We start from the raw sequence: 25,751 nt of genomic DNA, 5'->3' as shown, positions 1-25,751 counted from the left end.
AATGATTAAGCTACTGATATGGTGGTTTTAGGATTAACCAACCCGTTGAAAACGCGGAGGGCTTTCCCACTAAGCAAAACTTCTTCCGCAAGCGCTACTGCATCGGGAAAGTTCAACCCTTCTTTGGCAGTCACCAAAGCAGCAGCGGCATTTGCAGTCACCACAGCGTTCTGACTTTTGGTACCTTCACCCTTCAGCACTCGTTCGAAGATTTTGGCTGATTCTTGAACGGTATCTCCTCCTGCAATGCTTTCAGCAGTAATCTTGGAAAGGCCCAAATTTTCAGGATTTAGGAGTTTTTCACCTTGGTTGGAAATCATTTTAAAGGGACCGGTGAGTGATATTTCATCGTAGCCATCCAAGGCGTGAAGAATGGAGAATCTCCCTTCCATTTCCTGATAGAGGTATCCATACAAGCGGGCAAGTTCAAGACTAAATACACCTACTAATTGTTTTTGGGGAAAGCTCGGATTTACCATCGGGCCTAGCATATTGAAAAATGTCTTTACTCCCAATTCTTTCCGAATGGGAGCCACATTTTTCATAGCAGGATGGAAAAGCGGTGCGTGAAGGAAGCAAAGTCCTGCTTCGTCCAAGGAACGACGGATTTCGCTGATGTCATTGGTAAACTCATAGCCGAAATAGGAAAGCAAATTGGAAGAGCCGCAGATCGAGGAAACTCCGGTATTTCCGTGTTTTGCCACATTTTGCCCGGCTCCTGCGACGATAAACGATGCCAGCGTAGAAATATTAAAGGTGTCTTTACCGTCTCCTCCGGTGCCGCAGAGATCCATGGCGTCATATTCTGCAATCTCCACAGGGATACATAGCTCCAGCATTGCTTCTCTAAAACCTCGTAATTCTTCAACAGTGATGCTTCGCATCAAATAGACTGTCATAAAAGCTGCGATCTGACTGGAATTATAGGCTCCGGTTGCAAGGTTTTTCAACACCTCTCGAGCTTGATCTTGAGAAAGCGTTTTGTGCTCTATCAATTGATTTAGAATATCTTTCATTTCTGGGGAAGTGGGTGATTAATGGGGCTAGTAGACTCAGGATTCTAACCAGTTTTTCATGATTTGTACACCATTTTCGGTTAAAATACTTTCTGGATGAAACTGAACGCCTCTAACATTATACCATTTATGACGAACTGCCATAATTTGTTGATCAGGAGTACGGGCAATCACTTCTAGATCAGGCGAAAGGGTGGATTCGTCGATGACCCAGGAATGATATCTTCCAATACTAAATGTATCGGGGATTTGGTCGAAAAGCAAGTCCTTTTGAACGGTGACCTTAGAGGCAACGCCATGAAGGACTTCTGAGAGATTGATCAAGCTTCCGCCAAATGCTTCTCCAATGGCTTGATGACCTAAGCAAACTCCTAATATGGACTTCGTTGAACCATATTTCTTCAACAATTCAGGCATGATTCCAGCTTCAGAAGGTACACCAGGACCAGGGGAAAGAATGATTTTGTCGTATTTGTCGACATCCTCCAAACTGATTTTGTCATTTCGGAAGACATCCATCTGCGCTCCATATCCCAACTGACGTACGATGTACACGAGGTTGTAAGTAAAGGAGTCGTAATTATCTAGGACGAGGATTTTCATTTTTAAAGTTGGAAAGTGGCAATGTTGGAAAGTTGGAAAGTTTTCCAAAGTCAAGCCTTGTTCAATTGGTTGAGATTTCCCCTTAAGGAATTGATATGATGATGACTGATATTAATTGGTTTTAGAACAATTAAATTCAAGTCCAATTTTTATTCTTTTTTGGTTTTTAGATAGGTTACCAAAGCTTTGATTTGTCTGGAAAGTCCAATTAGTTCTTCCCTCAGGATCAGATATTTCTCTTCAGAAACCCGATTTACTTTGACAAGGAGTGCTAGTTGGCTTCTTAACTCTCCGGCTGAACCTTTGGCATATCCAAGAAATTTGACAAACTGGATTCTGTTGTTGTATTCAAATCCTTCGGCAATGTTATTAGAAATAGAGACCACAGAACCAATAAGTTGGTCACGCGATTTGTAATCGTTTTTCAAAGGTACTTGGTCAGACAAATGGTAAATCTCTACCCCAATTTCAATGGCCTTTTGCCAAATAACCAACTCTTCGAAACTATTAACTTTCATTTCAATGTCATTTAGGTCAAATTCCAAGACAACCGACAAACTCTCCAAAACTTTGCAACTTTTACACTTTACAACCTTACAACTTAAATCCCTTCCGCTGCCCGTAACGCCACCCTCAAGGCCTCAAGCTTATTTGCTACTTCTTGGAGTTCGGAGGGAATCGAAGATTTGGCTACGACTCCAGCCCCGGCTTGGAATCTGAGTTGATTGTTTTCTGAGACAAAAGATCGAATCAAAATGGCATGATTGAAATCTCCATTGAATCCGAGGTACCCGATCGCTCCACCGTAGAATTGCCGACTGGTATTTTCCAACTCATCGATCAGTTCCATCGCACGATATTTTGGGGCGCCACTGAGGGTTCCTGCAGGAAAGGTGTCCGCCACAAGCTGAAGCGGATTAGCGCCCTCAGGCAGATGCCCTGTCACCTTGGAAACCAAATGGATGACGTGTGAGTAGTATTGGATTTCTTTGAAAACATCTACTTCGACTTTGTCTGAAGAACGTGAAAGGTCATTTCTGGCCAAGTCGACCAACATCACATGTTCAGAGTTTTCTTTGGGATCGTCAAATAGTTTTTTGGCCAATTCCGCATCTTCAATGTCATTTCCGGTTCGCCGGAAAGTTCCTGCAATTGGAAAAATAGTTGCTTTCCGATTTTTGACTACAATTTGGGCTTCTGGCGAGCTTCCAAAAACTTTGAAGGACCCGTAATCGAAATAGAAAAGGTATGGCGATGGATTTACAGAGCGAAGTGCGCGATAGACATTGAATTCATCCCCTTTGAAGTCTGTGGAAAATCTTCGGGAAAGCACGATTTGAAACACATCTCCCCGAAAGCAATGCTCCCGTCCTTGGTTTAGGATTTTGAGAAATTCCTCATCAGTATAGTTGGATACCTCTTCACCAATCTTCTTAAACGAATAAGCAGGAATATTTTTGTTGTTCAGCAATGTCTCAATTTCATCCATGTACTCCGGATTCTCTGCTCCTGCGACGCGATGCTCGAACAGGTGTAATTCATTTTTGTAATGATCGACCACGATGATGTTTTGGTACATGGAATACTGCATCATCGGCGTTTCATTGGGCTTGGTGTTTTGGAGTTTGATGTCTTCAAAATAGGCCAGCGTGTCATACTGAATGTATCCAAAAAGCCCGTTGGTACTGAATTTAAACTTATCGGGAGTTGGATCAAACTTATTTCCAAATGTCCTCAGACAATCCATCAAGCGCTTTTTCTCACCCACTTCGTACTCCAAAAGGTTCCCAGTAGGAAGTTTTTCCTGAACCTTTCCAGCATTGAAGCTAAATGTAGCAAGCGGATTAAAACAGATAAACGAATAGCTATTTTCCTGACCATGATAGTCGGAGCTTTCCAGCAAAATCGGATTGGCAAAACGGTCTCTGATCTGTAAATAAATACTGACCGGGGTGATCGTATCCGCCAAGCGCTTACGGTAGGTAGTCAGAATCGGAAATTTAACGTGGCTCATTCGGGGTAGATTTTTTTATATAAAAAAAGGCTTACCGGGAAATCCAGTAAGCCTTTTACTATGTTGTTGCACAAAATTTAGGCAACGGCTTTCTGAGCTTTCCTTTGGAAAGATGTAGAATGCCACCACCAGTATTTGTTTGCGATTGTTTTCATAAGAATGGGACAAATTTAGAAAGGGATTACAAAAGACAAAGCAAGTTTTCGTTTTTTTCAAAAAAATCTTTTGAAAGCATCTCTGTTTCATTCCTAAACTAAGTACTTCCTATCAAACTCAAACCAAGTACTCCCCAACCCGTTCAAGAAATTGAACATAATCCTGACAAACCATGAAAAAACTAACACTCCTCTTTTTCAGTATCATTTTCTCGTTTGGGGTAGTAAAAGGTCAGGAATCCGTTTGGGAAACCCCAATGCATGAAGTAAGATTTACTTCGGAGGGAGTGGAAGGAGCGACTCTTAAGGTTGATCCGGGTTTTCGATATGCTGATCTTCGCCAAAATGAAAGGCATTTCCGGATTTTCTTCAATAACAACAATGGTATTATAAAAAATGCCAGAATTATTGATCAAGACTCCAAACTTCAGGTAGCAAGAGGCAGAGGAAGTTATTTTTGGGGAACAGCCCGATTTGAGTTTATTGATGGTGAGGTTTTTAAAGTAAAATTGAAGCGTAACCGAAACGGGTACGATGTTATTGGCCCTTATGGACCACTGTTCATAGTGGAAAATTTTGGGATAAAACCTGTTAAAACTTTAAACGAAAAAGACTTTTTAGCTCAGGCATTTTATGTATTTGACCGGATAAAAAGTAGTCAAAAACCGCCTAGTGAAGTGATCATTCTCACATCCAGAATCGCAACTATTCAATGATTTATTAACTTCGCAGGAAAAAATGGCCAAACCAATCGCTCAATATTTCAAGCGCATTTTTGACGACTATCAAGTTCTGGTGATGGTCAATCCATCGGATTTTACAGGAATCGAGTTGATTGTGCATCCCAACGGAACGATCGAAAAGACTGAAATGGAGTTTGACGAAGAGATTTTCGAAGACTTGGAAGAAGATGAATTCAAGCCTTGTGGGGCATTGGAATTTCAATTGACCTTGGCAAAAGGATAATAATCGATTCAGTGGATTTAAGAAACTGGTATTGAAATTTTTCTACACCATAGCAGCGCTATTCAAAAATCCCACCTTCCTTCAAACCATAAAAAATCCCGCATTTCAAAGATTAAGAAACGCGGGATAATGATTTGTTTCAAGCCTGTTGCCGACTTATTCCTTTTCAAGCTTTCTGTCAACAAAAAAGCTGGCAACAAGCCCCAATCCTCCAAAGATGAATATACTGGCGGGATACGACACATCACCGTGCATTCCACCTTGCTCCAAACCGGCACCAACTAGCACACCTATTCCTATCCCAATTGCCAACAGGGCAAGATTAAGTACGATGGAACCTAATCCCCGTTTTTTTCCGGAATTAAATAGACTTGCATCAGCGCCTCTTTCGATAAGCGCAAGTCGCTCTTTATTGCGTGTGGTCAGATACACATAAGCCACTCCAAAAATAGTGGAGAAAATAATCAGCGGAATCAGGATTTCTTCTTGCATGTAGTTTTTGTTTTGTTTGTCCTTTGGATGCAAGTTGTCAAAGCCAGGTTACAAAAAATTATAAAAAATAAATTGTAACTTTTTTCATCCCAACTCCATCTAATTGATGAATGCGATTTCTGGAAGACCACCAATACATCAAGCTAATCCGACAAGGTGATATGCAGGCCTTTGGTTTGCTGGTACAAAAGCACCAAAACCTGGTCTACACGCTTGCTGTGCGCATGCTCAAAAATCCGGAAGAAGCTCAGGAGGCTGCCCAGGACACATTCGTTAAAATTTATCAATCACTGTCTGGATTTGAGGGTAAGTCTAAGTTTACGACATGGATGTATCGAATAGTCTACAATGAATGCCTCAGTCGACTTCGAAAAGTGAAGCGTAATTTCACTCTAGTTGAAGAGTTGGTCAATAATCCGGAAGAACCCGCGGATTTAATGGGAGGCTTGGAGATTATGCTGTTGGAAGAGCGTGCTGCTTTGGTTAGAAAAGGAATAGAAATGCTCAGTGCATCGGAGGCTGTTGTATTGACACTGTTTTATTTGGAAGACCAATCAATAAAGGAAATTTCAACAATCACAGGAAATTCAGAATCTAATATCAAAGTCCAACTATTCAGAGGCAGAAACCATTTGGGGGTTGCGTTACAAAAATTAACAAACAGTGAATTAATAGGAACAAAATGAAAAAGGAAACGCATGGCGTATCAGATCCGATAAAAAAACTAATTATCGATGCTGGCGTCCAATCTCCCGGGGAAGATTTTCACATGTCTGTATTAAATAAAATCGAGTCCCTCCAAAAAACCAGTGCAGTTTACCAACCGGTGATCTCCTCCTTAAGTTGGAAGCTGATTCTTGGATTTATTAGTTCGATTTTCGGAGGATCTATATTATTTATTCCTTCCGAAAGGGAATCCCCTTCCTTATTTGACAAACTCCCTCCTATTAACCTTCCCCTTCCAGATTTAACTTTTTATAATCTCAAAATACCGACTGTCGATTTTAGCCCTCCTTTTTTAATAGGAATCATAGCTTTCTTTATCCTTGGATTTATAATGATTGTGGGGACATTAAGAAATAAACAAGTGAGTGTATAAACAAAAAAAGACAGCGAAACGGCTGTCTTTTTTTTGTTTATATCAAACACAATTAGCTCTTCAGCCAGTTGATAAACGTCTGATAGCCAACTCCAATCTCTCTTGCAAATGCAGCCTTCGTCTTTTTGCCGGCAGCTTCTACTTTTTTCCACTCTTCTACAATTTTGTACTTTTCAGAATCAGAAAAAGATCTTCTCTTTCCTGCGCCTTTTGAAGCCGAACTTCCGCTCAGAACACTGATTAGATCGTTTAATTCATTCACAAATTTTGAGTCTGTCAAAAACAATCCAGCTGCTTCAAGTTTTTTAATTACTTCGTCTTTTGGATTTACAGGAGTGACTGCAAGTCCCCTTGCCGCTGCTTCATGAAGATCAATTTTTTTTCCTTCGGCAGTTACGTAGATAAAACCATCTGTTTTCTTTAGGTCAACAATGGCTTCTTTAATTAGTTCTCTCATTTTTTTCAGGATTTATTTGTGTTCATAAAAATCCTTGCAATATAATAATTGCTTTCTATTACATAAATGGAATTACTATTTATTTATAAAATAAATTTCTTGGTGGCAGTTGAATTCTAATTCATTGAATAGGTATTTAACCAGTTTTCAATAAGATTCTTTGTTTTGAATTCCTTTGCAAGGAAATTGAAATAGGTTTTTTCGAGCTTTATATCCACGAACTTTGATTCATAAAGACTCAAATCATTCTTCATCAACAATTTCTCAAGCATTTCATTGAATGTCTCAAAAGACTCCAAATGGTTGTTATCGCCTGTTGACAGCCAATTTTGGCTTGGCGCCAATTCAAGAAATTCATTATCGCGCACAAAAGAGTATCTGATTACTCCTTCTTGTTCGACTGTAAATAAAATAATTGAATTCCGTGAAGACTTTAGGGTAGCAATTTCATCAAAATGTTCATTAAGCTGGATATCCTCAAATAAGGATTCCATTAAAAAAAAGACAAAACTCTTCCAAGACTTTAGCATTTCTTCGCTAAATCCATAATTTCCATCATCGAAAAACCCACTTTTAAATAGTTCAAGTTCGCAGGAATTTTCCTTACATAGAGATTCCAATTCAAACCAATCACTACCATATTGCTGAGCAAGTGGCCAAAAACAAATTAGTTTTTTATTATTCATTACTACGTCTTCGAAGAGTCTGGAGTAAATAATATTGATAACACGGACGTCATCTTCATACTGAGTCCAGTCCAATTCGATAAATAAATTCTCCGGATCTAGTATTACAACATCTTGCTCCTGAATTTTCAATTTAGCCATCCACTCAGGGTTCATCTCGATATGCTGATCCACGAGTATCACACTCTTGTTTCTAGTCTTCATATTTAAAGTCATTTATGTTTTTTATCAGACATTGGGAAAGGTTGATTTATCGCGCGAAACATATTTTCTAAAGCAACCTAACGTCAGCTTTTTTTCGGGGAATTAATTTTCCTTTTTTTCGATACTAAGGTAGTGGAGAGGACAAGAGGAAAAAAACTTTCGACACAAACTGTCGCTATTTACTTTTTATCCTTTTGAATACTGAATGTTCTAAAAATCACCAAATCCCAAAAATCAGATCAAACTTCCGAAACCAAGTCAGGAAATTTCCCTAATTTTGAATCCCATAAGATTCCAATTAAAACCATTCCTCCTCCATTCTTATGGGTTCATCCACCAAGTACGTTTTTATCACCGGAGGGGTCACCTCATCTCTGGGAAAAGGCATTATTGCTGCTTCACTAGGCAAGTTGCTTCAGTCCAGGGGATTCAGTGTGACCATCCAAAAATTTGACCCCTACCTCAATATTGATCCGGGCACACTTAATCCCTATGAGCACGGGGAATGTTACGTGACTGATGATGGTGCGGAGACCGATTTGGACTTGGGGCACTACGAGCGATTCCTCAATGTCACCACCTCTCAAAGCAACAATATCACTACCGGTAGAATTTACAACAATGTAATCACGAGGGAGCGAAAAGGTGAGTTTCTTGGCAAGACAGTACAGGTGATTCCACATATTACAGACGAAATCAAAAGTAATTTTTACAAACTTGGTGAAGAGGGAAAATATGATGTAGTCATCACAGAGATCGGCGGATGTGTAGGTGATATCGAATCTTTACCATTCATAGAAGCGGTAAGGCAGGCACGTTGGGATTTGGGTTCCAATAACTTTTTGGTCATTCATCTCACGCTTATCCCCTATTTGAAGGCTGCCAAGGAATTGAAAACAAAACCCACGCAGCACTCAGTGAAGCAACTTCTTGAGGCGGGTATTCAGCCTGACATATTAGTCTGCAGAACAGAATATCACCTCCCTATGGATGTGAAGAAAAAATTAGCCCTGTTCTGCAACGTTCAACTAAACAGTGTCATCGAGGCCATGGATGCAGAGTCCATTTATGATGTGCCTCTTTTAATGAAAAAGGAAAAGCTGGATGAACGCGTCATGAGCAAATTGAAGCTCTCTTCAAAAACCAATACCGATCTTGAAAATTGGAAAGATTTCTTGGGCAGATTGAAAAATCCCACACAGGAAGTTACTATTGGTTTGATCGGGAAATATGTTTCTCTTCCGGATTCTTACAAGTCTATTATCGAATCCTTTACTCATGCCGGAGCGGCTGTGGAGTGTAAAGTCAGTTTGAAGCTGATTTCATCCGAAGAAATTCATACGGATAATTTCGAATCAAAACTCGAAGAACTTGATGGAATCCTGGTAGCGCCGGGATTCGGGGAGAGAGGATTCGAAGGAAAGATCGAAACTGTCAGATATGCTCGGGAGCAACAAATTCCATTCTTCGGGATTTGTCTGGGAATGCAGGTTGCAGTGATTGAATTTGGCAGAAATGTACTTGGCCTCCAAGACGCCAACTCCACTGAAATGGATTCAAACACATCCCATCCAATGATCGCACTGATGGAAGAACAAAAGAAAATCGACCAAATGGGTGGTACTATGCGATTGGGTTCGTATGCTTGCGACCTCAAAAAAGGAAGTAAGTCCGCACTTGCCTATGGAAAAACCAAGATTCAGGAGCGACACCGTCACCGATATGAATTCAATAACGCTTACCTCGAGCAAGTTGAGAGTAAAGGAATGATCGCTACCGGTAAAAATCCAGATACGGGACTGGTGGAAATCATGGAGCTGAAAAACCATCCTTGGTTTGTTGGTGTTCAGTTTCACCCGGAATATAAAAGTACCGTCTTAAACCCCCACCCGCTGTTTGTGAAATTTATCCAAGCAGCGATAGACAATAAAAAAGTAAAGTAATCGACTTGCACCAAAACTTTTGGTGTGGAACTAACGAAATATGGATAAAAATCAAGCAACTGGTTTAATTCTCTTTGCAGCGGTGATTTTGATCTACTCCTTATTTTTTGCGAGTAGCCCCGAAATTCCGCCTATAGAGCAAACACCTCAAGAGACTGAAGCGCAGACTTTGGCCACTCCCCAGGTTCCTACAATAGAGGTTCTTCCGGACAGTCTGGTTGATGCTCAGCGAATCTCCAAATATGGAGCTCTTGCATCCCTTACAGTAGGAGAGGAAGAAAATGTGATTCTCGAAAATGACAAGGTGAAAATTACCTTTTCGACAAAAGGCGCGCAAATCAAGGAGGTAATCTTAAAGGAATTCAAAAGCTGGAACATGGAGCCCCTTGCTTTACTGGATGAAAAAAGTTCTTCTATGAACTTTTCGCTTGAAAGTACCAAAGGCCCTATCGCCCTTTCTGAATTATACTTCAGCTCAAACCTTACTGAAGAAGAACTTGATGGAGTCAAAATTCAAGTCCTGACCCTATCCGCCCGGACAGAGTCGGGCAGTATCATTCAGAAATTCACCCTGGCAGACGGAAGTTTTGAGGTTAAAAAATCACTTGAAATTGAGCGTTTTCAAGGCGTTTTTTCGGGCAATGCCATAAACTTCACTTGGGAAGACAAGGTAAAAGCTCAGGAAAAAGATCTCTCTGAATCCCGCAGACAAACCCAACTCAATTATTACCTCGCTTCCGAATCCTACGACAACTTGGGAGTAGGGAATGATTCAGAAGAGGAGCAACTAACCGAGCCTGTAAAATGGATAGGTTTTAGCCAGCGATTTTTCACGGCAGGAATTATTGCGGATTCTGTATTTCAAAATGTAAAAGTTGCGCAGTCCACTCCGGCCGACTCTTCTATTGTTCGGATCATGAGTACCTCATTTGCTATTCCGCTTCAGAATGGAAAAGCGGACTTGAGCTTTTATTTTGGACCCGACAAATACAAAACCTTGAAAAAGGTGACTGATGGATTTGAGAAAAATGTGGACATGGGCTACTTTTTTGTTAGCTGGGTCAACAAATACATCGTCGTTCATTTATTTGAATTTCTGGAAAAGTACTTTAACAATTACGGCATTATCATCATCCTGATTGTTTTGATCATCAAGTTGGCCTTATCCCCTTTGACCTACAAGTCATACATCGGAATGGCCAAAATGCGAGTGATTAAGCCGGAAATTGATGAACTCAAAGAGAAATACGGAGATGATGCTACAAAAATGCAGCAAGAACAGATGAAGCTCTTCTCCCAATTGGGAGTAAGTCCAATATCCGGATGCTTACCGCTTTTGCTGCAGATGCCTTTTCTTTTTGCAATGTTCTTCTTTTTTCCAAACGCAGTCGAGCTTCGCCAAGAATCTTTCCTTTGGGCAAATGACTTGTCTACATTTGATGAATTTATCAAGTTGCCGTTTACCATCCCCTTCTATGGTTCACACGTCAGTTTGTTTACGCTCTTGATGACAGTATCTCAGATCGTTTATACACACTTCAACAATCAACTGACAACTGCTACCGGGCCTATGAAGAATTTGGGCTACATCATGCCGGTAATGTTTATGTTTATTCTAAACTCCTACCCTGCAGGTCTTAGCTTCTATTACTTTGTGTCCAACGTGGTGACTTTTGGACAGCAGGCATTGATTAAGCTTTTTGTAGACGATGCGAAAATCAGAGCAAAAGTAGAAGAGAGCAAAGTCAAAAACGTCAATAAAAAGAAATCCAAGTTTCAACAAAAACTGGAAGACGCGATGAAAGCAGCAGATTCAAACCGAAAAAAGTAAATTTAAGAGGAGCTCGAAACAGCTCCTTTTTTAATGCATGGGTCCATATGGTTGAAAAACTCAAAATCTCAGTCTTGGTTGAAAATGAATGATTTAACCTAATTTCACAAGGATTTCTCTCCAAAAAAGCAAAATCTTCAACAGGAAACGACCTTAATTTGATTAATATTGAATCAAAATACCCTCTAACTTAACCATGGGAAAAATAATTGCTATAGCCAATCAAAAAGGCGGAGTGGGAAAAACCACCACTGCAATGAACCTTGCAGCCAGCTTGGCTGTCTTGGAGTTTAAGACCCTGGTCATCGATGCTGATCCCCAAGCCAATACCACCTCCGGATTGGGTCACGACCCCAAATCAATAGAAGCCAGCATTTACGAATGCATGGTGGATGGGGTCAATGTCAAAGAAATTATTCGCAAGACATCGCTTGACAATCTTGACCTGGTCCCATCTCATATCGACTTAGTTGGTGCCGAAGTGGAAATGATCAATTTGGAAAACAGAGAGGAAAAGATGAAAGAGGTGATTTCATCGCTTCGGGAGCTTTATGACTTTATCATCATTGATTGCTCACCTTCGTTGGGATTGATCACTATCAATGCACTGACAGCCGCCAATTCCATCATCATACCAGTTCAGTGCGAATACTTTGCATTGGAAGGACTGGGTAAATTGCTCAATACCATCAAAATCATTCAAACTCGGCTTAATCCTGACTTGGAAATTGAGGGTATTCTACTTACCATGTATGACGTTCGCCTTCGACTTTCAAACCAAGTGGTGGAGGAAGTGAGATTCCATTTCAAAAACATGGTTTTTGACACAATTATTCCACGAAACGTTCGTCTTTCTGAATCACCAAGCTTTGGTTTACCGGTAATATCCTTTGACGCAGATGGAAAAGGATCGATTGCTTACTTGAATCTGGCAGGAGAAATCGCTAAAAAAAATGGCCACCAACAAGTGGCTGATTAATTATGTCAGAAAACAAGCCCAATCGAAAAAACGCATTAGGAAGAGGTCTGGGAGCACTGTTGGAAGACAGCCCTGCCAAGCATAAAACAAACGAAATTCTTCCTGAAATCGCTAAAACAGGGATTTTTGAAATCCCTCTTGAGGAGATTCAAGTCAATCCTTACCAGCCAAGAGTCCATTTTGATAAAGCGGCACTTCAGGAACTTGCAGATTCCATTTTGGTTCAGGGGATAATTCAACCAATTACTGTTAGAAAACTTGCTCCAAATGAGTACCAACTGATCTCTGGAGAGCGAAGATTTCAGGCCTCTAAAATCGCAGGCTTAACTCAAATACCAGCCTACGTCAGGACAGCAAATGACCAACAAATGCTGGAGATGGCGCTGATCGAAAACATTCAGCGAGAAAACCTGAATGCCCTGGAAATTGCAAATTCATACCAAAGATTATTGGTAGAGTGCAGCCTTAAGCAAGAAGAACTCGGTGATCGGGTTGGGAAAAACAGGACGACTGTAAACAATTACCTAAGACTTTTAAAACTCCCCCCTACCATTCAGGCAGCAATTCGCGATCAACAACTCTCCATGGGGCATGCCCGAGCATTGATCAACATCGAAGATGTGGACAAGCAACTGGCTATTTTCAAGAAAGCAGTCGAAGAAGAACTGAGTGTGCGAAGCGTTGAAGCGCTTGTCAAAGCACTCAATGCAAGTAAAGAAGAGAAAGAAAAAGACACAAAGAGTCTGGATCCGGTTCGTAAATACGAAATGAACAAAATCCAGCAACGTTTGGCTTCTCATTTCGGAACTAAGGTAGCCTTGAAAACGGATGAGAAAAACCGGGGAGAAATTAAAATACCTTTCAATTCGGCAAGTGACCTCAACAGAATTCTGGAAATTCTAGAAATCATCTAAAATTGACCCATTTCCTTTTCCATACCGGATCAAAAAACAAAACCCCATGGATTTCCCTGGGGATTTTGCTTTTGGCATTTTTTATTTCTGTCCCCTCTTTTTCCCAAAATCAATCAGAGGTCAAAGTCACTGATGACCAACGAAAGGGGAAGGAAGATAAACCCGTTTTTTCGACCCTACCTAAAAACCCAAGAAAAGCAACACTGCTCTCTGCAATTTTGCCTGGGGCAGGCCAAGTATATAATAACAAGGCTTGGAAAGTACCCCTGATCTATGCTGGCTTCATGACAGACATTTATTTTATAGGCTTCAATAATAAGCGCTACCAAACATTTAGAACAGCACTATTTGCATTCGATGAGGGGGATAAAAGCCAGTTTCCTTCCCTCAATCGGGAAGCATTGGTGAGAAACGTTGACTATTGGCGGCAAAATAGGGATATGACAATTCTGCTCTTGGCTGCCATCTACGCACTAAATTTGATCGATGCCAATGTGGATGCACACTTGTCAGGATTCGATATTTCCGATGACATTTCCATGAAAATTGAACCAAATGTGGGTACTTTCGCAGCTTCTGGCAATTCGCTGGGCTTAACTCTGAAATTTCAATTCAAATAATGAACATTTTAATTCTCGGATATGGTAAAATGGGGAAAATCATCAGTGAAATCGCTGAAACCCGCGGCCATCGTATTTCCGGCAAAATAAACATAGACAATCGGGACGAACTCAATTCGCTTGATCCTTCAAAAATTGATGTAGCCATCGAGTTCAGTCAACCTGAGGCGGCAGTTGAAAATATCAGCTGGGCGATGACACGTGGAATTCCTGTGGTGTCTGGTACCACGGGCTGGCTTGACAGAAAATCGGAAATCGAAATCTTAACTGCCAAACATAATGGTGCGTTTTTTTATGCATCCAATTATAGCATCGGAGTCAATATTTTTTTCAAAGTCAATGAGTTTCTGGCAAAGCTGATGAATGAAACAAGTGGCTATCAGGCATCTCTGGAAGAAATTCATCATACCGAAAAAAAGGATGCCCCATCGGGAACAGCTATAACTCTTGCAGAGGGTATTATCCGAAATGTGAACAATTTAAATAGTTGGCATCTGAACGGACAATCGCCCGAAAGTGAACATTCGCTGCCGATTACAGCAAAGCGCATTGACCCTGCTCCGGGAACCCATATTATTCGCTATAGCTCTGAAATTGACCAAATTGAAATCAGCCATACTGCTCACAGCAGACTGGGCTTTGCCCTTGGCGCAATTTTGGTGGCTGAGTGGATTCTAGGCAAAAAAGGAGTACTTTCTATGGATGATTTTCTATCTTTCTGAACCTAACATTAGCACATGAGTCAATCTAAAATCAAAAAATCAGCAACCAGGGAATGGCTGGATGCGTTGGTTTTTGCCGTTGTAGCCGCCAGCTTAATCCGTTGGCTTTTACTCGAGCCTTTTACTATCCCCACAGCTTCTATGGAAAAATCACTTCTGGTAGGTGATTTCCTTTTTGTAAGTAAAATGCATTATGGAACGCGAATCCCCAAGACTCCGCTTCAGGTGCCTTTAACTCACCAAAAAATATGGGGAACCGAAATCCAATCCTATTCTGACGCTATCCAGATACCTTATTTACGGCTTCCGGGTTTCAGTGATATTGAAAGAAACGATGTGGTAGTCTTTAATTTTCCTATTGAATTTCAATATCCAAGTGATCTAAAAACCAACTATATCAAGCGGGCAGTAGGCATCTCTGGGGATATTATAGAAGTTAAGCAGGGAGAATTAATAGTGAATGGAGCCGTAGCCCCCAAACCGGAGGAAATGCAATATTCCTACGATTTGATCGCTAACAGGCCTTTGACGGTAGATTTCTTTGCTGATTATGATATCAATCAGGAGAGTTTCCTGTCCTTTACCAACGGGGCGGGCTACATGGTTTTTGGGACAGATCAAATGATGGAAAGACTTCGAACTTCACCTGTCGTAGTTTCTATCACCAAGCGAATAGAAAGCGCGGGAGTAAATGACTCCTTGATTTTCCCACAAGACTCAAATTACGGATGGAACAGAGATAATTATGGACCTATAAAGATTCCAGCTAAAGATTGGTCCGTCGAAATGACTCCTGACAACGTGCTGCGTTATGGATTTACCATAGAAAATTACGAAAGCCATAAAAACGTGGAAATCCGGGAAGGCGCACTTTTTATCGATGGACAAAAGGTGGACAATTATACGTTCAAACAGAATTATTATTTTATGATGGGCGACAATCGCCATGATTCATTGGATTCCAGATTTTGGGGATTTGTTCCTGAAGACCACGTAGTAGGCAAGGCCTGGTTTCTTTGGTTATCACTCGACAAATACGAGTCCATGTTTAACAAAATCCGCTGGAGCCGATTCTTTAAAAGCATTGAATAACTGAAAATCCCCGATCGGGGATTTTTTTTTTACCAATTGATAGGTTTTAGCTGCTTTTCAATCAAGTAGTCATTCGCTTTGGAAAAATGCCGGCAACCTAAAAATCCACGATGTGCAGAAAGTGGACTTGGATGAGGTGCTTTCAGGATGAGATGTTTTTCAGCGTCAATTAATTCCGCTTTTTTTTGAGCATAGGCGCCCCAAAGCATAAAGACTACATTTTCTCTTTGAGAACTTATAGATTTAATCACTTCGTCGGTAAAAATCTCCCATCCTTGCTTTTGATGAGAACCGGCCTGATTTGCACGTACCGTAAGGGTTGCATTCAAAAGGAAGACACCTTGGTTTGCCCATCTTGTCAGATCTCCATTAGGGGGCATATCCAGTCCAATATCTGCTTTTATTTCCTTTAAAATATTCAATAGACTTGGAGGAAAGGGAATTCCGGGTTTTACCGAAAAAGAAAGTCCATGAGCTTGACCGGGACCATGATACGGATCCTGACCTAAAATCACTACTTTTACTTTCGAAATTGGACAAAGTTCAAATGCTTTAAAGATTTCTTTACCAGGAGGGAAAACCTGATGCGACTGATATTCGTCCCTTACAAAAGATACCAAACAGGAAAAAAAGTCTTGATGAAATACTTCACTTAACGCGTTTTTCCAACTATCTTCAATTTTCACTTGCATTTTATTAGATTAATTCAGCATAAATTGTAACTTCAAAATATTTCAATGCATTATCCCATGGTCATAGCAGTTACTGAAGGAATAAAGGTCAGTGTGGAAGTCACGTATCAAGCGGAATTTTCCAGCCCTCACCAGCATCATTATGTTTTTACCTACAAGGTAACGATTGAAAATAAAAGCCAACATACCTATCAGCTTTTGAAAAGAAAATGGGAAATATTCGATGCTGCTGAAGAATCTAAAATCGTAGAGGGAAATGGTGTTGTTGGCCAACAACCTATACTTGAACCAGGAGATTCACATAATTATGTTTCGGGATGTAACTTGAAATCAGGATTAGGTAAAATGAAGGGTTCTTATACTATGGAAAAACTTTTTGATGGAAAACTGGTAGAAGTGATTGTTCCGGAATTTCAGATGATTGCCAATATTTTCCATAATTGATTTGAGAAAAATATTTTTCTCCATCAAGGCTTATCTGATTTATTGGTTAAAAAAAGAGGATCGTTACAGTCAACAGTCTCCTTTTGTATTCAAGGTTTATTCCAGATTGATTCAATTTTTAAAGGAGAATGAAGGAGGGTATCTGGAAATAGAGCAGTTTAGACAGAGCCTTCTGAAAGACAAATCAATTATAAAGGTTGTTGACCTGGGTGCAGGTTCAAAAAAAGTCCCTCAAGCCAATCGCAAAGTTGCTGAAATCACTCGATATTCTACCAGTGGAGTCAAATTCGCACAAGTTTATGCATTTTTTTGCGGCTTGACACCTGCAGAAAATGTGATTGAATTAGGAACTTGTGTTGGTATTTCCACTCGATATCTTGATAGGCAAACCAAAGGAAAGCTTTACACATTCGAGGGTTCTCCAGAGATTCAAACTGTAGCTCGACGCGAACCAATCCCGTCAAACACGAAATTCATATTAGGATCGATAAAAGAGAGATTACCCTTGTTGCTAAGCACAATTTCAGCAGTTGATTTCGCCTTGATTGACGCCAACCATACCTACGAAGGGACAATTTCATCATTCAAAACCTTACTTTCAAAAGCCCATTCTAAATCAATTTACGCAATAGGTGATATTCATTGGTCTGAGGAGATGGAGCAAGCCTGGGAGGAAATCAAGTCTTATCCTGAAGTAAAATTATCCCTGGACTTCTTTGAGTGTGGAATTATATTTTTTGATTTTCCTAGTAAAAAAACTGATTTAATTCTAGCTCTCTGATTTTTTAAAATTGATAAAAAGCTCAGTTCCCATTCTTTCCGGAATAGAATTATAACATGGCTCAAACTTTTCGAAAGTAAAATAAGGCTCAAAATAGCCTCGGTATTCTTCTTTTTTACCCCCAAAAGGAGGGCCTGTTTTATCAAACTCTTTATCAAATAAAACTCCGACGAGCCTTCCTCCGGGCTTAAGCAATTCATGCATTTTTTTAGCGTAAAGCGGCCTTAATTCAGGGTCAAGGGCACAGAAAAAGGTCTGCTCAAGGATTAAATCATACCTGCCTTGATGTTCAAAAAAATCCTGGTGGTGTGTTTGTCCAGTTGGAAACGAAGGATTAATATCTAAAAAATTCTTAATTGGAAATAAAGAAATGTCCAATAAGTGGATGTTTTTAAAGCCTAGATTCCATGCTGCTGCTATTTCATAAGCATTGCCTGCACCGGGAACGAGGACAGCAAGAGTTTTAGTATCAATTTGGCAAAGATATTGATAAAGAGGAGGTGAAGGTGAGCCGATATCCCATCCGGTAGTTCCAGTCAGATATCTGGATGACCAAAAATTCTCATTTAAATTTTGCATATCAAAAGCATCTAAACTAAGTATAAATCATGAGTTCGAATTTCGAAAAAGAACCAAGCCAAAACAAAGACCAGAATAAAAACATCATTATCATAGTTCTGGTTTTGTTAGTCATCATCAGTGGTGTAAAACTTTATTTTGACTATGTGGATCGCACTAAAAAAACTGAAGAAATACTTCTGCTTTCCACTGAGAATAATGAACTAAACAATAGATTGGATTCTGTCACCTTTCAACTTAACCTCAGAATTCAGGAAATAGAAAAGCTTGGAGGGGATGTTCAAGCCCTTGAGGCGGTAAGAGATCAATTAATTGCAGAAAGGAATTCAACTCGACAGCGAAGTACTTCCGAAATCGCAGCGCTCAATGGCAAGATTACAAATCTGAATGGTCTGATCGCACAAAAAGATCAGGAGATATTGGAGTTGAGGGCCGCAAATCAGCAGCTTTTTGCAGAAAATCAGGATTTGAAAACAACTCAAGCAGAGATCGAGGAAGAAGTTGTTCAGTTGAATATGCAAAAACAAGATCTTCAGGCAAAAGTAGACGTGGCCTCAATGCTTAAGGCTGAAAACATTAATATTGCAGCTGTAAACTCGCGCGGAAAAGAGCGCGTGGAAACGACCAAAGATTTTAAAAATCGACAGATCGAACGCCTGAAAGTGAGCTTCAATTTAGCTGACAACAAAGTGGCTGAAAAGGGCCCAAGAAATGTTTATGTGCAGGTCTTGGATGCAAATTCACAGCCTATATTTGACGTGGCTAAAGGATCTGGCACTTTTATGATCAATGGCGTAGAGCAGTTTTACACCGTCAAGCAGGATATTATTTTCAACAATTCAGAGCAGGAATTGACTTTCTATTATGAAAAAGGCTCGGATTACACTTCTGGAAACCATCAGGTAAAGATTTTTGTAGACAACTACCAAGTGGGTTCTAAGACATTCAGCGTGAAATAATTTGATCTTCTAACGAAAAGCCTCCTTAATCGGAGGCTTTTCTGTTTTATACCCGGTTCAATTCTGGATTTAGATTTGGAATAGAACGTCAATTACTCTACTTTTGCGGTCTGTTTATTCAAATTCCTTAAACACATTAAAAAAATGTTCCAAAGAAATTATGAGACGGTATTCATTTTAACTCCCGTTTTGTCTGACATTCAGATGAAGGATACCGTCGACAAGTTTGTAAGCTTGTTAAAAGAAGAGGGGGCAGATGTTATCAATGTGGAGAACTGGGGTCTTAAGAAAATGGCTTATACCATTGAAAAAAAGACAACCGGGTTTTACGTGATGGTTGAGTTCAAGGCTGTTCCTACTATCATCCGCAAGTTCGAAATCGAGCTTAGACGTGATGAGAAAGTAATGAGATTCTTGACTACTGTGTTAGACAAACATTCAATTGTTTATGCTGACAGAAGAAGAAAAGGAGAATTTAATAAAAAAGTAGAAGTTAAGGAGGAGCAAGCCTAATGACACTAGTAAACGAACCAATCAACAGAGGCGAAATCAGGAAGAAGTATTGCCGATTCAAAAAGCACGGTATTAAATATATCGACTACAAGGATCCTAACTTCCTATTAAAATTCGTAAACGAGCAAGGTAAAATTCTTCCAAGAAGACTTACCGGTAACTCTGCGAAGTATCAGAGAAAGGTAGCTCAGGCTATCAAAAAAGCAAGACATTTAGCTTTGTTGCCATTCGTAACCGATGGTTTGAAATAATTCGGTCTTGTATCGTTCAATCACAAAAGATCATTACAAATGGATATCATTCTAAAAACAGACATAAAAGGTCTAGGCTACAAAAATGACCTTGTGGCAGTAAAACCTGGTTACGGAAGAAACTACCTGATTCCTCAGGGATTCGCAGTATTGGCCACAGGTTCTAATCGAAAGATTCTTGCTGAAAATATCAAGCAGGCTGCTCATAAAGCAGAGAAAATCAAAACTGAAGCTGAAAACATTGCGGCGAAACTTGCAGAGACTACTTTGGAAATCAAAGCTAAGATCGGTGATTCAGGCAAAATCTTCGGTAAAGTAACTACGCTACAGATTTCTGATGCCTTGGCAACTCAAGGTTTCGAAATTGATCGAAAGAAAATCTCCATTGGAGTGCCTGTAGATGGTGCTGGAGAATTTTCAGCAGATATTGACCTTCACAGAGAAGTGAAAACTAAAGTGAAGTTTATCGTATCAGGAGAATAAATTCTTCTCAAACAAACAGAAAGCTCGCCTTCCGGCGAGCTTTTTTTGTTTTATGCTAATGCTTTTTCCAGATCGTCGATCAGTTTCTTGGCCACGGCCTTCACGTTTTTTTCACGGGCTTCCTTGAAAGCAGCTAATGCCTGAGAAGACTTCTCAATTACGCCATCAGGATTTTGGTCATTTTGGAAACTTACCCAGCACCAGCTGAGATCAGCAGCCAAATCTGCGTGCTTCAATTTCCCTAACTTTTCGATGACTTCAGCCACCAATTTTTCCATTTTTTCAGCCTTCATAGTGCGTTGTATTTTTAGTTTAGTTTTCAAATCTGAAACAAAACAATACAAATATTCTCATTCGAACAACCCAACTGCCTGAAAATTAATAAAAAGACAAAATTCAATCGATTTCGTCAATATTAATTTTCCCCTAACCAACTCTTCCACGACTGAAACACAATTATTGAATAGGGTGACAATTGAAATAATTTTTATGCCTGAATGCAAGTAAATTACGCTCTTATGCTAAAATTCTTTGGAAAGCCATTTGGAAAAAATGAGGCAAGAATCTACCTTTGTGACACTTTAAGAAAAACGAACGTTTCTCTAAAATTGAATTGGCTGATGGTGTAACTGGCAACACGTCTGATTTTGGTTCAGAAGAGTCCAGGTTCGAGCCCTGGTCGGCCAACAAAGCTTTCCGATATTCGGAAAGCTTTTTTTATTCAGGATTGTTCCGCTTTTCAGTTTCAACTGCTACCTGATTACATTTCAAGATCCTAAGCCGATAGGCATTCATAGCGAATCTTCCCAAGTGCTCAGTCAGCCTATAATTAGCAATTGCCCCTACTCCTGCCCCGATGATCGGAATCAGCTGTGCCAGTTTGGCCAGGTCAATATAATCGCGGTAGTCAAGCTGGAATGTCCTCCAATCGAAGTCTCCAATTTCTTTTGGTAAATCACTTTTGAAGCTATCCCAATTTTCAAGCAACCCAATAAGCTCATTTCTTCGCTTTTGGTCAGAAAAGCTCAATTGAAAAATGTAAAGCAAAAAGAGCCGTTCATGATAATCCTTTGTATTGGCTCCATAAAGGGCCGCGATATCAAAAAGCATCTTCATCTTGATGGTCAAAAAAGCAGGGAAATCTGCAAAACCAAGTAAAATCCCTCCTGCGCCAGTTAACGCACCTTCGGCGGAAGCAGTATTCCTGTACCATTTGATCCGCTCGCGTACTCTCATTTCAGAATCCTTAAGCAGCAGCATTGGATCTGATTTGGGGACGATCCACGAAGATCCTGTGATGACAGCTTTGACCATATTTTCAATGGCTGTCGTGATCACTCTATGAACCTTCTCCGGAATGACACGATTGATTTTTCCCTGCACCCCATGAGTCAATCGACTAAACAGGCCCGGAGGCTTTTTCATTTCATAGAGCCACAAACCGAGTTCGGCATCCACATAATGCTGGTAAGAATCCATATCATTCACTTTTTGGAGAAATAAAACTTAATTTAGCTTAGGGAGTTTTCCCAACATATTAATCAATCCTTAACAAAGCAAAAACCCATGATCAAGCCCTTTTTATCTTTAATCCTGATCTTAGGCGCACTTTATTTCTTTCCCAAAGAACAAAGCTCTCACTCAGATCCATTTGAAGGCATCAGTATTTGCCATTCTCCGTCCGATGACATGGCTCAGTTTGTCAACGCACCGGGTTTTGCTTCATTTCATCCATCACCAATTCCATTTGAATTTGAGGTCAAAGGGGAAATGGTCAGTTTTCCTACGGAAGATGGCATGAAAGCAAACGGTTATTTCATCAAAGCTTAGAGCTCTTCAGATAAATGGCTTTTCGTCTATCAGGAGTGGTGGGGTCTAAATGACAACATCAAACAACAGGCAGAGGTATTTTATGATGATCTTGGAGGAAAGGTCAATGTACTTGCAATCGACATGTATGATGGCAAAGTAACTGCCAATCCTCAAGAAGCCGGTAAATTGATACAGGGGGTAAAAGAAGAAAGACTGGAATCCATTGTAATCGGCGCACGTGAAATGGCCGGGGCAACTGCACAAATCGCAAATGTGGGCTGGTGCTTTGGCGGTAGCTGGTCCCTCAAGTCTGCCTTGCTCAATGGTCAGCAGAATTTGGGTTCAGTCATGTATTACGGCATGCCTGTACGGGATGTGGAAAAATTAAAGACGTTGAACTCGGATGTTTTGGGTCTTTTTGCCACTGAAGAATATATCTCAGAAACTGTCATCAGGGAATTCGCTGCCAATATGGAGACTGCCGGAAAGAAATTAACCTACAAAATCTTCCCTGCCGTTCATGGTTTTGCAAATCCAAGCAACCCCAGATTTGATACCGAGGCAAGCAAAGAAGCCTATGGAATGGCAATCGGCTATTTGAAAGAGAAATTTGGGGTTTAAAGAAATTATAGCACAAAAATGAAAAAGCTGCCTGATTGGGCAGCTTTTTTCATTTTTATTAATTTTTAGTTATTTATAAAGTCCATTGAAAAGCATTTTAAACGTCCCGTGAGATTGAGCCCTAAAAGTGATCTCCGGACCGTAAGCATACAACTTTCCCTTTCCAACTTGAGCTTCAAAAGCGGTAACTCCATTTTTCAAGTATTGCTGACCCCAAGCCCATCCACTTTTAAGAGGTTCTTCGGTTCCAAACCATGCCAGCGGCTTTACTCCCTGCAAAGCTGCGCCAGGAGCTAGTTTGAAGACTGGACTGTTGTTGAAAAGCACATTGGCCTTGTCACCCATTCCAAAATTTGCCGGTGAGGAATTGTCCACATGCATCTCCAATACACTGCCGGGGATGTAGTATTTGTCGCCAGTTAAGGATTTTTCCTTTCCTCCTGCTATTTCCACCAAGGCATTGGTAACTGGCAAATCCAAATGGTAAGCCAATGAAGTCGCTGCACCCACTGTGATAATCTGTCCACCTTTCTCCAAAAACGACTTAAGCTGAGGAATGGATTTATCCAATGACAATCTTCCGATCATGTGATGAAACTCGGCTGGGACATCCTCTTTTTTAGGTTGGGCTCCACTACCGTAGCCTCCACTTTCTCCGGGCATTCCGGGTCCTATAAATAGAATCACATCGTATTTGGCATTGAGATCTCCTCCATCAATTTCCTGTGGAAATATCTGCCGGAAATCAAAATGAAACTGCTCCATCATCCACCTCACCCAACCGGACGGCATCGAGCCACCATAGTAATCATAAAGTCCGATCCGGGAAGGTTTGACTTCTTTGGCTCCGGTTGGCAATCCCTTTCCCTCCACAGGTTTGATTCCATAGGATTTAGCAGCGGCTTGCAATGCATTTTTTCCAGAAGCCGGAACATAAAAAGAACCTGCAGGTAATCCGTTGATTTCAGCTGAGGTACGGTAAACTTTTACTTTTGATTTGAGGAGGTCATTGACTGCCAGATATGAATCGTTTACCCGCGCATCAAGCAAATATCCCGGAGCTGCTACAAGTGTCGAGGATTCGGGAGCAAGCAATTGTCCATAAGCAATTGGCTCAAATGGACCATCAAATCCTTCCATAATCCGATCTACCTTTACTCCCATTTGATAAGCCAGTGTCCAACCAGCTGCATCGTATGGTCTGATTGGAGGTCCTCCCGGATAGAGAAAATCATTTGGGTGATCCTGGGGCTCAAACATGTCCAACACGTGAGGACGGAATGCTTGGGCTGTTTTGACAATATAAGATCCTTTCGGATAAGGCTTTCCATTCACAGTAAAATCTGCCGTGGCTTTATGTACCAAAATACCTGATTTGATCAGGGCATTCAGAAACTTAATCGCTGTGGAAAAGTCTGGCTGATCTGCGGAAAGGATATAACCCCTGGGGTCTCTTTTTGATGGATCTTTGTACACTGAATCATAAAACTGAATCGGCAAACCGGATCGGTATCCAAAATAAGCTTCCTCCTCATCTTCTGCTTCTTTCTTCTTTTGCGCGGAATCAAATGCTTTCTGAATTGCCTGGGCATTTTTGGGATAGCGGGTCCAAGTATCGGTATTTCCACGCTCGATGGACTTCCTACCCATCAGGTAGAAGTTATACAACAATTCGTCACCATGTCGGACAGCATGATTAAGAATTGCATAATTGAGGGAAACAGAATAATCAATAGATCTTCTGAAAGGCCAGGGACCCGGGGAAACGGGATAAGGAGTGCCGTTATTTGGGATCAAACGATCGGGAACCAAAGGAATCGAATAAGGGGACGGGCTGCCCACAATTTCGGTCAAAATGCCTATCATATTATGATAGTAAGGGGTTGTTCTCAATCCACCGTTCCACCAAGTGGAAAAAACAGAACCGTCTAATCGAGTATATCCCGGCTTATCTTCCACGTGCAATCTGTTGATCATGGCAGCACCCACCGCATCAAGACTGGTGATAATTAGTGGATCAAACACGTGGTTAAACGGATCCCTGTAAGGAGGCCCGGCAACAACAGTTCCGGCAGGTCCTGCCTGGTGATGATTATAAATGATTTGAGGAAGCCATTCTACATATTGTTGAAGTGAGATATTGGTGGATTCAGACATGTTGTTCATGTAAAAATCCCGGTTATTATCATGCCCGACATATTTTTGATAGAGAACCGGAATATTCTGCGCTCGTTTGCTCTTATCCTGATTTCTCATATACCAGTCAGACATGATTTCCATTCCATCGGGATTGACGTGCACCAACAGAATAATTACCTCGTCGAGGATTTTTAGCGTCTCTTCATCATTTCCTGAAGCAAGTCTATAAAGCGTTTCGATTAACTGTTGCGCACCGACCACTTCATTAGCATGAAGACCACCATCAATCCAAACTACAGGCTTACCCTCCTTAACAAGCGCTTTCGCTTCTGCCTCGGAGATTTCGGCACGTCCCAGTTTTCTTGAAATTTCTTTGTAGCGCTCGATTTGAGGAAAATTTTGCGGTGCAGTGATGATCAGCATAGGCTGAGACCTTCCAAATTCGGTTTTTCCGATTTCCACAAGCTTCACACGGTCACTCGCTTCATCGACTTTCTTGAAATAGGACTCTGTTTGGCTAAAATTGGCCAGCATGTATTCATCTCCGATATCAAATCCAAAGTGGGATTTGGGGGTGGGGACAACTTGGGAATGCACAAAAAAAGGCAGTGTCCCTAAAAAGAGAATTAGAATTAAATATTTTTTCATAAGGTCGGGGTTAATTCCAGCAAAGAGTAAAAATAA

General features: G+C 40.7%; 30 protein-coding genes, 1 tRNA gene and 1 pseudogene. 20 read left to right on the top strand and 12 right to left on the bottom strand.

The window, feature by feature from the left end; translation table 11 throughout:
- Positions 1 to 5 precede the first annotated feature (5 nt).
- From trpD to Q8M62_RS06560, 4 genes are all read right to left on the bottom strand, one after another.
- A complete protein-coding gene (trpD, locus tag Q8M62_RS06575; RefSeq protein ID WP_304900813.1) occupies positions 6 to 1,016 on the bottom strand; it encodes an anthranilate phosphoribosyltransferase in 1,011 nt (336 codons plus the stop codon).
- A 36-nt stretch (positions 1,017 to 1,052) separates the two neighbouring features.
- Positions 1,053 to 1,619, bottom strand: coding sequence for an aminodeoxychorismate/anthranilate synthase component II (locus Q8M62_RS06570; protein WP_304900814.1), 567 nt, complete (start codon positions 1,617 to 1,619; stop codon positions 1,053 to 1,055).
- 149 nt (positions 1,620 to 1,768) lie between these two features.
- Positions 1,769 to 2,137, bottom strand: coding sequence for a four helix bundle protein (locus Q8M62_RS06565; RefSeq protein WP_304900815.1), 369 nt, complete (start codon positions 2,135 to 2,137; stop codon positions 1,769 to 1,771).
- 83 nt (positions 2,138 to 2,220) lie between these two features.
- Entirely contained in the window at positions 2,221 to 3,633 is a 1,413-nt protein-coding gene (locus Q8M62_RS06560) for an anthranilate synthase component I family protein (RefSeq protein ID WP_304900816.1), read from the bottom strand.
- A 328-nt stretch (positions 3,634 to 3,961) separates the two neighbouring features.
- Here Q8M62_RS06560 and Q8M62_RS06555 point away from each other — a divergent pair, with 328 nt between their 5' ends.
- Together Q8M62_RS06555 and Q8M62_RS06550 are read left to right on the top strand one after the other, a co-directional pair.
- On the top strand, positions 3,962 to 4,504 hold the full coding sequence (locus Q8M62_RS06555; RefSeq protein WP_092729990.1) for a hypothetical protein: 543 nt from the start codon (positions 3,962 to 3,964) through the stop codon (positions 4,502 to 4,504).
- A gap of 22 nt (positions 4,505 to 4,526) precedes the next feature.
- Positions 4,527 to 4,754 (top strand): hypothetical protein, encoded by a 228-nt coding sequence (locus Q8M62_RS06550; protein WP_304900817.1) that lies wholly within the window; start codon positions 4,527 to 4,529, stop codon positions 4,752 to 4,754.
- A gap of 156 nt (positions 4,755 to 4,910) precedes the next feature.
- On the opposite strand, the gene Q8M62_RS06545 is transcribed toward Q8M62_RS06550, so the two are convergent.
- The gene (locus Q8M62_RS06545; RefSeq protein WP_304900818.1) at positions 4,911 to 5,246 is read right to left on the bottom strand and encodes a DUF6249 domain-containing protein; all 336 of its coding nucleotides are present in this window, start codon (positions 5,244 to 5,246) and stop codon (positions 4,911 to 4,913) included.
- 110 nt (positions 5,247 to 5,356) lie between these two features.
- Between Q8M62_RS06545 and Q8M62_RS06540 the strand changes: the two genes are divergently transcribed.
- Entirely contained in the window at positions 5,357 to 5,932 is a 576-nt protein-coding gene (locus tag Q8M62_RS06540) for an RNA polymerase sigma factor (protein ID WP_304900819.1), read from the top strand.
- Complete coding sequence (locus Q8M62_RS06535; RefSeq protein ID WP_304900820.1) at positions 5,929 to 6,345, top strand: hypothetical protein; 417 nt, start codon at positions 5,929 to 5,931, stop codon at positions 6,343 to 6,345. Before Q8M62_RS06540 ends, Q8M62_RS06535 begins: the two co-directional genes overlap by 4 nt.
- Positions 6,346 to 6,397: 52 nt before the next feature.
- On the opposite strand, the gene Q8M62_RS06530 is transcribed toward Q8M62_RS06535, so the two are convergent.
- A complete protein-coding gene (locus Q8M62_RS06530) occupies positions 6,398 to 6,802 on the bottom strand; it encodes a hypothetical protein (RefSeq protein WP_304900821.1) in 405 nt (134 codons plus the stop codon).
- A gap of 116 nt (positions 6,803 to 6,918) precedes the next feature.
- Positions 6,919 to 7,692 (bottom strand): hypothetical protein, encoded by a 774-nt coding sequence (locus Q8M62_RS06525; protein WP_304900822.1) that lies wholly within the window; start codon positions 7,690 to 7,692, stop codon positions 6,919 to 6,921.
- A gap of 323 nt (positions 7,693 to 8,015) precedes the next feature.
- On the opposite strand from Q8M62_RS06525, the gene Q8M62_RS06520 reads away from it, so the two are divergent.
- The 7 genes from Q8M62_RS06520 to lepB all read left to right on the top strand — a co-directional run bounded on the left by Q8M62_RS06520 (position 8,016) and on the right by lepB (position 15,793).
- The gene (locus Q8M62_RS06520) at positions 8,016 to 9,635 is read left to right on the top strand and encodes a CTP synthase (protein ID WP_304900823.1); all 1,620 of its coding nucleotides are present in this window, start codon (positions 8,016 to 8,018) and stop codon (positions 9,633 to 9,635) included.
- Positions 9,636 to 9,675: 40 nt separating this feature from the next.
- Positions 9,676 to 11,466, top strand: a complete 1,791-nt coding sequence (gene yidC / locus Q8M62_RS06515) for a membrane protein insertase YidC (RefSeq protein WP_304900824.1) — start codon at positions 9,676 to 9,678, stop codon at positions 11,464 to 11,466.
- Between the two features lie 196 nt (positions 11,467 to 11,662).
- Complete coding sequence (locus Q8M62_RS06510) at positions 11,663 to 12,445, top strand: ParA family protein (protein WP_092729982.1); 783 nt, start codon at positions 11,663 to 11,665, stop codon at positions 12,443 to 12,445.
- Positions 12,446 to 12,447: 2 nt separating this feature from the next.
- On the top strand, positions 12,448 to 13,359 hold the full coding sequence (locus tag Q8M62_RS06505) for a ParB/RepB/Spo0J family partition protein (protein ID WP_304900825.1): 912 nt from the start codon (positions 12,448 to 12,450) through the stop codon (positions 13,357 to 13,359).
- A gap of 2 nt (positions 13,360 to 13,361) precedes the next feature.
- Positions 13,362 to 13,979, top strand: coding sequence for a DUF5683 domain-containing protein (locus Q8M62_RS06500; protein WP_304900826.1), 618 nt, complete (start codon positions 13,362 to 13,364; stop codon positions 13,977 to 13,979).
- The gene (dapB, locus tag Q8M62_RS06495) at positions 13,979 to 14,701 is read left to right on the top strand and encodes a 4-hydroxy-tetrahydrodipicolinate reductase (protein WP_304900827.1); all 723 of its coding nucleotides are present in this window, start codon (positions 13,979 to 13,981) and stop codon (positions 14,699 to 14,701) included. The genes Q8M62_RS06500 and dapB overlap by 1 nt, the downstream gene beginning before the upstream one ends.
- Positions 14,702 to 14,716: 15 nt before the next feature.
- Entirely contained in the window at positions 14,717 to 15,793 is a 1,077-nt protein-coding gene (gene lepB / locus Q8M62_RS06490; protein ID WP_304900828.1) for a signal peptidase I, read from the top strand.
- Positions 15,794 to 15,822: 29 nt separating this feature from the next.
- On the opposite strand, the gene ung is transcribed toward lepB, so the two are convergent.
- Positions 15,823 to 16,485 carry a uracil-DNA glycosylase gene (gene ung, locus Q8M62_RS06485; protein ID WP_304900829.1) on the bottom strand — a complete coding sequence of 221 codons (663 nt, stop codon included), beginning with the start codon at positions 16,483 to 16,485 and terminating at the stop codon, positions 15,823 to 15,825.
- Between the two features lie 57 nt (positions 16,486 to 16,542).
- Between ung and apaG the strand changes: the two genes are divergently transcribed.
- Both apaG and Q8M62_RS06475 read left to right on the top strand, forming a co-directional pair.
- The gene (gene apaG / locus Q8M62_RS06480; protein ID WP_304900891.1) at positions 16,543 to 16,929 is read left to right on the top strand and encodes a Co2+/Mg2+ efflux protein ApaG; all 387 of its coding nucleotides are present in this window, start codon (positions 16,543 to 16,545) and stop codon (positions 16,927 to 16,929) included.
- A gap of 1 nt (position 16,930) precedes the next feature.
- Positions 16,931 to 17,710, top strand: a complete 780-nt coding sequence (locus Q8M62_RS06475; protein WP_304900830.1) for an O-methyltransferase — start codon at positions 16,931 to 16,933, stop codon at positions 17,708 to 17,710.
- Here the strand turns inward: Q8M62_RS06475 and Q8M62_RS06470 are convergent.
- Positions 17,699 to 18,289: an SAM-dependent methyltransferase gene (locus Q8M62_RS06470; RefSeq protein ID WP_304900831.1), complete on the bottom strand. Its 591-nt coding sequence runs from the start codon at positions 18,287 to 18,289 to the stop codon at positions 17,699 to 17,701. The genes Q8M62_RS06475 and Q8M62_RS06470 overlap by 12 nt on opposite strands.
- A gap of 29 nt (positions 18,290 to 18,318) precedes the next feature.
- On the opposite strand from Q8M62_RS06470, the gene Q8M62_RS06465 reads away from it, so the two are divergent.
- From Q8M62_RS06465 to rplI, 4 genes are all read left to right on the top strand, one after another.
- Positions 18,319 to 19,248 (top strand): hypothetical protein, encoded by a 930-nt coding sequence (locus Q8M62_RS06465; protein WP_092729975.1) that lies wholly within the window; start codon positions 18,319 to 18,321, stop codon positions 19,246 to 19,248.
- Between the two features lie 144 nt (positions 19,249 to 19,392).
- Positions 19,393 to 19,761 carry a 30S ribosomal protein S6 gene (gene rpsF, locus Q8M62_RS06460; RefSeq protein ID WP_092729974.1) on the top strand — a complete coding sequence of 123 codons (369 nt, stop codon included), beginning with the start codon at positions 19,393 to 19,395 and terminating at the stop codon, positions 19,759 to 19,761.
- Positions 19,761 to 20,012: a 30S ribosomal protein S18 gene (gene rpsR / locus Q8M62_RS06455; RefSeq protein WP_092729973.1), complete on the top strand. Its 252-nt coding sequence runs from the start codon at positions 19,761 to 19,763 to the stop codon at positions 20,010 to 20,012. Before rpsF ends, rpsR begins: the two co-directional genes overlap by 1 nt.
- A gap of 39 nt (positions 20,013 to 20,051) precedes the next feature.
- The gene (gene rplI / locus Q8M62_RS06450; protein ID WP_092729972.1) at positions 20,052 to 20,495 is read left to right on the top strand and encodes a 50S ribosomal protein L9; all 444 of its coding nucleotides are present in this window, start codon (positions 20,052 to 20,054) and stop codon (positions 20,493 to 20,495) included.
- Between the two features lie 50 nt (positions 20,496 to 20,545).
- Here rplI and Q8M62_RS06445 read toward each other — a convergent pair whose 3' ends face one another.
- Entirely contained in the window at positions 20,546 to 20,788 is a 243-nt protein-coding gene (locus Q8M62_RS06445; protein ID WP_304900832.1) for a hypothetical protein, read from the bottom strand.
- A gap of 321 nt (positions 20,789 to 21,109) precedes the next feature.
- Here Q8M62_RS06445 and Q8M62_RS06440 point away from each other — a divergent pair.
- Positions 21,110 to 21,182: transfer RNA gene (locus tag Q8M62_RS06440), tRNA-Gln, on the top strand.
- A gap of 30 nt (positions 21,183 to 21,212) precedes the next feature.
- Here the strand turns inward: Q8M62_RS06440 and Q8M62_RS06435 are convergent.
- A complete protein-coding gene (locus Q8M62_RS06435; protein WP_304900833.1) occupies positions 21,213 to 21,974 on the bottom strand; it encodes an EcsC family protein in 762 nt (253 codons plus the stop codon).
- Positions 21,975 to 22,061: 87 nt separating this feature from the next.
- On the opposite strand from Q8M62_RS06435, the gene Q8M62_RS06430 reads away from it, so the two are divergent.
- Positions 22,062 to 22,325, top strand: coding sequence for a hypothetical protein (locus Q8M62_RS06430; RefSeq protein ID WP_304900834.1), 264 nt, complete (start codon positions 22,062 to 22,064; stop codon positions 22,323 to 22,325).
- Positions 22,326 to 22,358: 33 nt separating this feature from the next.
- Positions 22,359 to 22,928: pseudogene (locus tag Q8M62_RS06425) on the top strand (dienelactone hydrolase family protein); the annotation flags it as partial.
- 69 nt (positions 22,929 to 22,997) lie between these two features.
- Here Q8M62_RS06425 and Q8M62_RS06420 read toward each other — a convergent pair.
- Positions 22,998 to 25,715: a M14 metallopeptidase family protein gene (locus Q8M62_RS06420; protein ID WP_304900835.1), complete on the bottom strand. Its 2,718-nt coding sequence runs from the start codon at positions 25,713 to 25,715 to the stop codon at positions 22,998 to 23,000.
- Positions 25,716 to 25,751 lie beyond the last annotated feature (36 nt).

Source organism: Algoriphagus sp. (assembly GCF_030694375.1).
Classification (GTDB): Bacteria; Bacteroidota; Bacteroidia; order Cytophagales; family Cyclobacteriaceae; genus Algoriphagus.
The sequence above is the reverse complement of the archived record's forward strand: the minus strand, read 5'-3'. Positions and strand labels throughout refer to the sequence as shown.

Bases quoted from the DNA above. Each gene is read 5' to 3' on its own strand.
- trpD (WP_304900813.1), bottom strand. From the start codon at position 1,016: ATGAAAGATATTCTAAATCAATTGATAGAGCACAAAACGCTTTCTCAA.
- Q8M62_RS06570 (WP_304900814.1), bottom strand. From the start codon at position 1,619: ATGAAAATCCTCGTCCTAGATAATTACGACTCCTTTACTTACAACCTC.
- Q8M62_RS06565 (WP_304900815.1), bottom strand. From the start codon at position 2,137: ATGAAAGTTAATAGTTTCGAAGAGTTGGTTATTTGGCAAAAGGCCATT.
- Q8M62_RS06560 (WP_304900816.1), bottom strand. From the start codon at position 3,633: ATGAGCCACGTTAAATTTCCGATTCTGACTACCTACCGTAAGCGCTTG.
- Q8M62_RS06555 (WP_092729990.1), top strand. From the start codon at position 3,962: ATGAAAAAACTAACACTCCTCTTTTTCAGTATCATTTTCTCGTTTGGG.
- Q8M62_RS06550 (WP_304900817.1), top strand. From the start codon at position 4,527: ATGGCCAAACCAATCGCTCAATATTTCAAGCGCATTTTTGACGACTAT.
- Q8M62_RS06545 (WP_304900818.1), bottom strand. From the start codon at position 5,246: ATGCAAGAAGAAATCCTGATTCCGCTGATTATTTTCTCCACTATTTTT.
- Q8M62_RS06540 (WP_304900819.1), top strand. From the start codon at position 5,357: ATGCGATTTCTGGAAGACCACCAATACATCAAGCTAATCCGACAAGGT.
- Q8M62_RS06535 (WP_304900820.1), top strand. From the start codon at position 5,929: ATGAAAAAGGAAACGCATGGCGTATCAGATCCGATAAAAAAACTAATT.
- Q8M62_RS06530 (WP_304900821.1), bottom strand. From the start codon at position 6,802: ATGAGAGAACTAATTAAAGAAGCCATTGTTGACCTAAAGAAAACAGAT.
- Q8M62_RS06525 (WP_304900822.1), bottom strand. From the start codon at position 7,692: ATGAAGACTAGAAACAAGAGTGTGATACTCGTGGATCAGCATATCGAG.
- Q8M62_RS06520 (WP_304900823.1), top strand. From the start codon at position 8,016: ATGGGTTCATCCACCAAGTACGTTTTTATCACCGGAGGGGTCACCTCA.
- yidC (WP_304900824.1), top strand. From the start codon at position 9,676: ATGGATAAAAATCAAGCAACTGGTTTAATTCTCTTTGCAGCGGTGATT.
- Q8M62_RS06510 (WP_092729982.1), top strand. From the start codon at position 11,663: ATGGGAAAAATAATTGCTATAGCCAATCAAAAAGGCGGAGTGGGAAAA.
- Q8M62_RS06505 (WP_304900825.1), top strand. From the start codon at position 12,448: ATGTCAGAAAACAAGCCCAATCGAAAAAACGCATTAGGAAGAGGTCTG.
- dapB (WP_304900827.1), top strand. From the start codon at position 13,979: ATGAACATTTTAATTCTCGGATATGGTAAAATGGGGAAAATCATCAGT.
- lepB (WP_304900828.1), top strand. From the start codon at position 14,717: ATGAGTCAATCTAAAATCAAAAAATCAGCAACCAGGGAATGGCTGGAT.
- ung (WP_304900829.1), bottom strand. From the start codon at position 16,485: ATGCAAGTGAAAATTGAAGATAGTTGGAAAAACGCGTTAAGTGAAGTA.
- apaG (WP_304900891.1), top strand. From the start codon at position 16,543: ATGGTCATAGCAGTTACTGAAGGAATAAAGGTCAGTGTGGAAGTCACG.
- Q8M62_RS06470 (WP_304900831.1), bottom strand. From the start codon at position 18,289: ATGCAAAATTTAAATGAGAATTTTTGGTCATCCAGATATCTGACTGGA.
- Q8M62_RS06465 (WP_092729975.1), top strand. From the start codon at position 18,319: ATGAGTTCGAATTTCGAAAAAGAACCAAGCCAAAACAAAGACCAGAAT.
- rpsF (WP_092729974.1), top strand. From the start codon at position 19,393: ATGTTCCAAAGAAATTATGAGACGGTATTCATTTTAACTCCCGTTTTG.
- rpsR (WP_092729973.1), top strand. From the start codon at position 19,761: ATGACACTAGTAAACGAACCAATCAACAGAGGCGAAATCAGGAAGAAG.
- rplI (WP_092729972.1), top strand. From the start codon at position 20,052: ATGGATATCATTCTAAAAACAGACATAAAAGGTCTAGGCTACAAAAAT.
- Q8M62_RS06445 (WP_304900832.1), bottom strand. From the start codon at position 20,788: ATGAAGGCTGAAAAAATGGAAAAATTGGTGGCTGAAGTCATCGAAAAG.
- Q8M62_RS06435 (WP_304900833.1), bottom strand. From the start codon at position 21,974: ATGGATTCTTACCAGCATTATGTGGATGCCGAACTCGGTTTGTGGCTC.
- Q8M62_RS06430 (WP_304900834.1), top strand. From the start codon at position 22,062: ATGATCAAGCCCTTTTTATCTTTAATCCTGATCTTAGGCGCACTTTAT.
- Q8M62_RS06420 (WP_304900835.1), bottom strand. From the start codon at position 25,715: ATGAAAAAATATTTAATTCTAATTCTCTTTTTAGGGACACTGCCTTTT.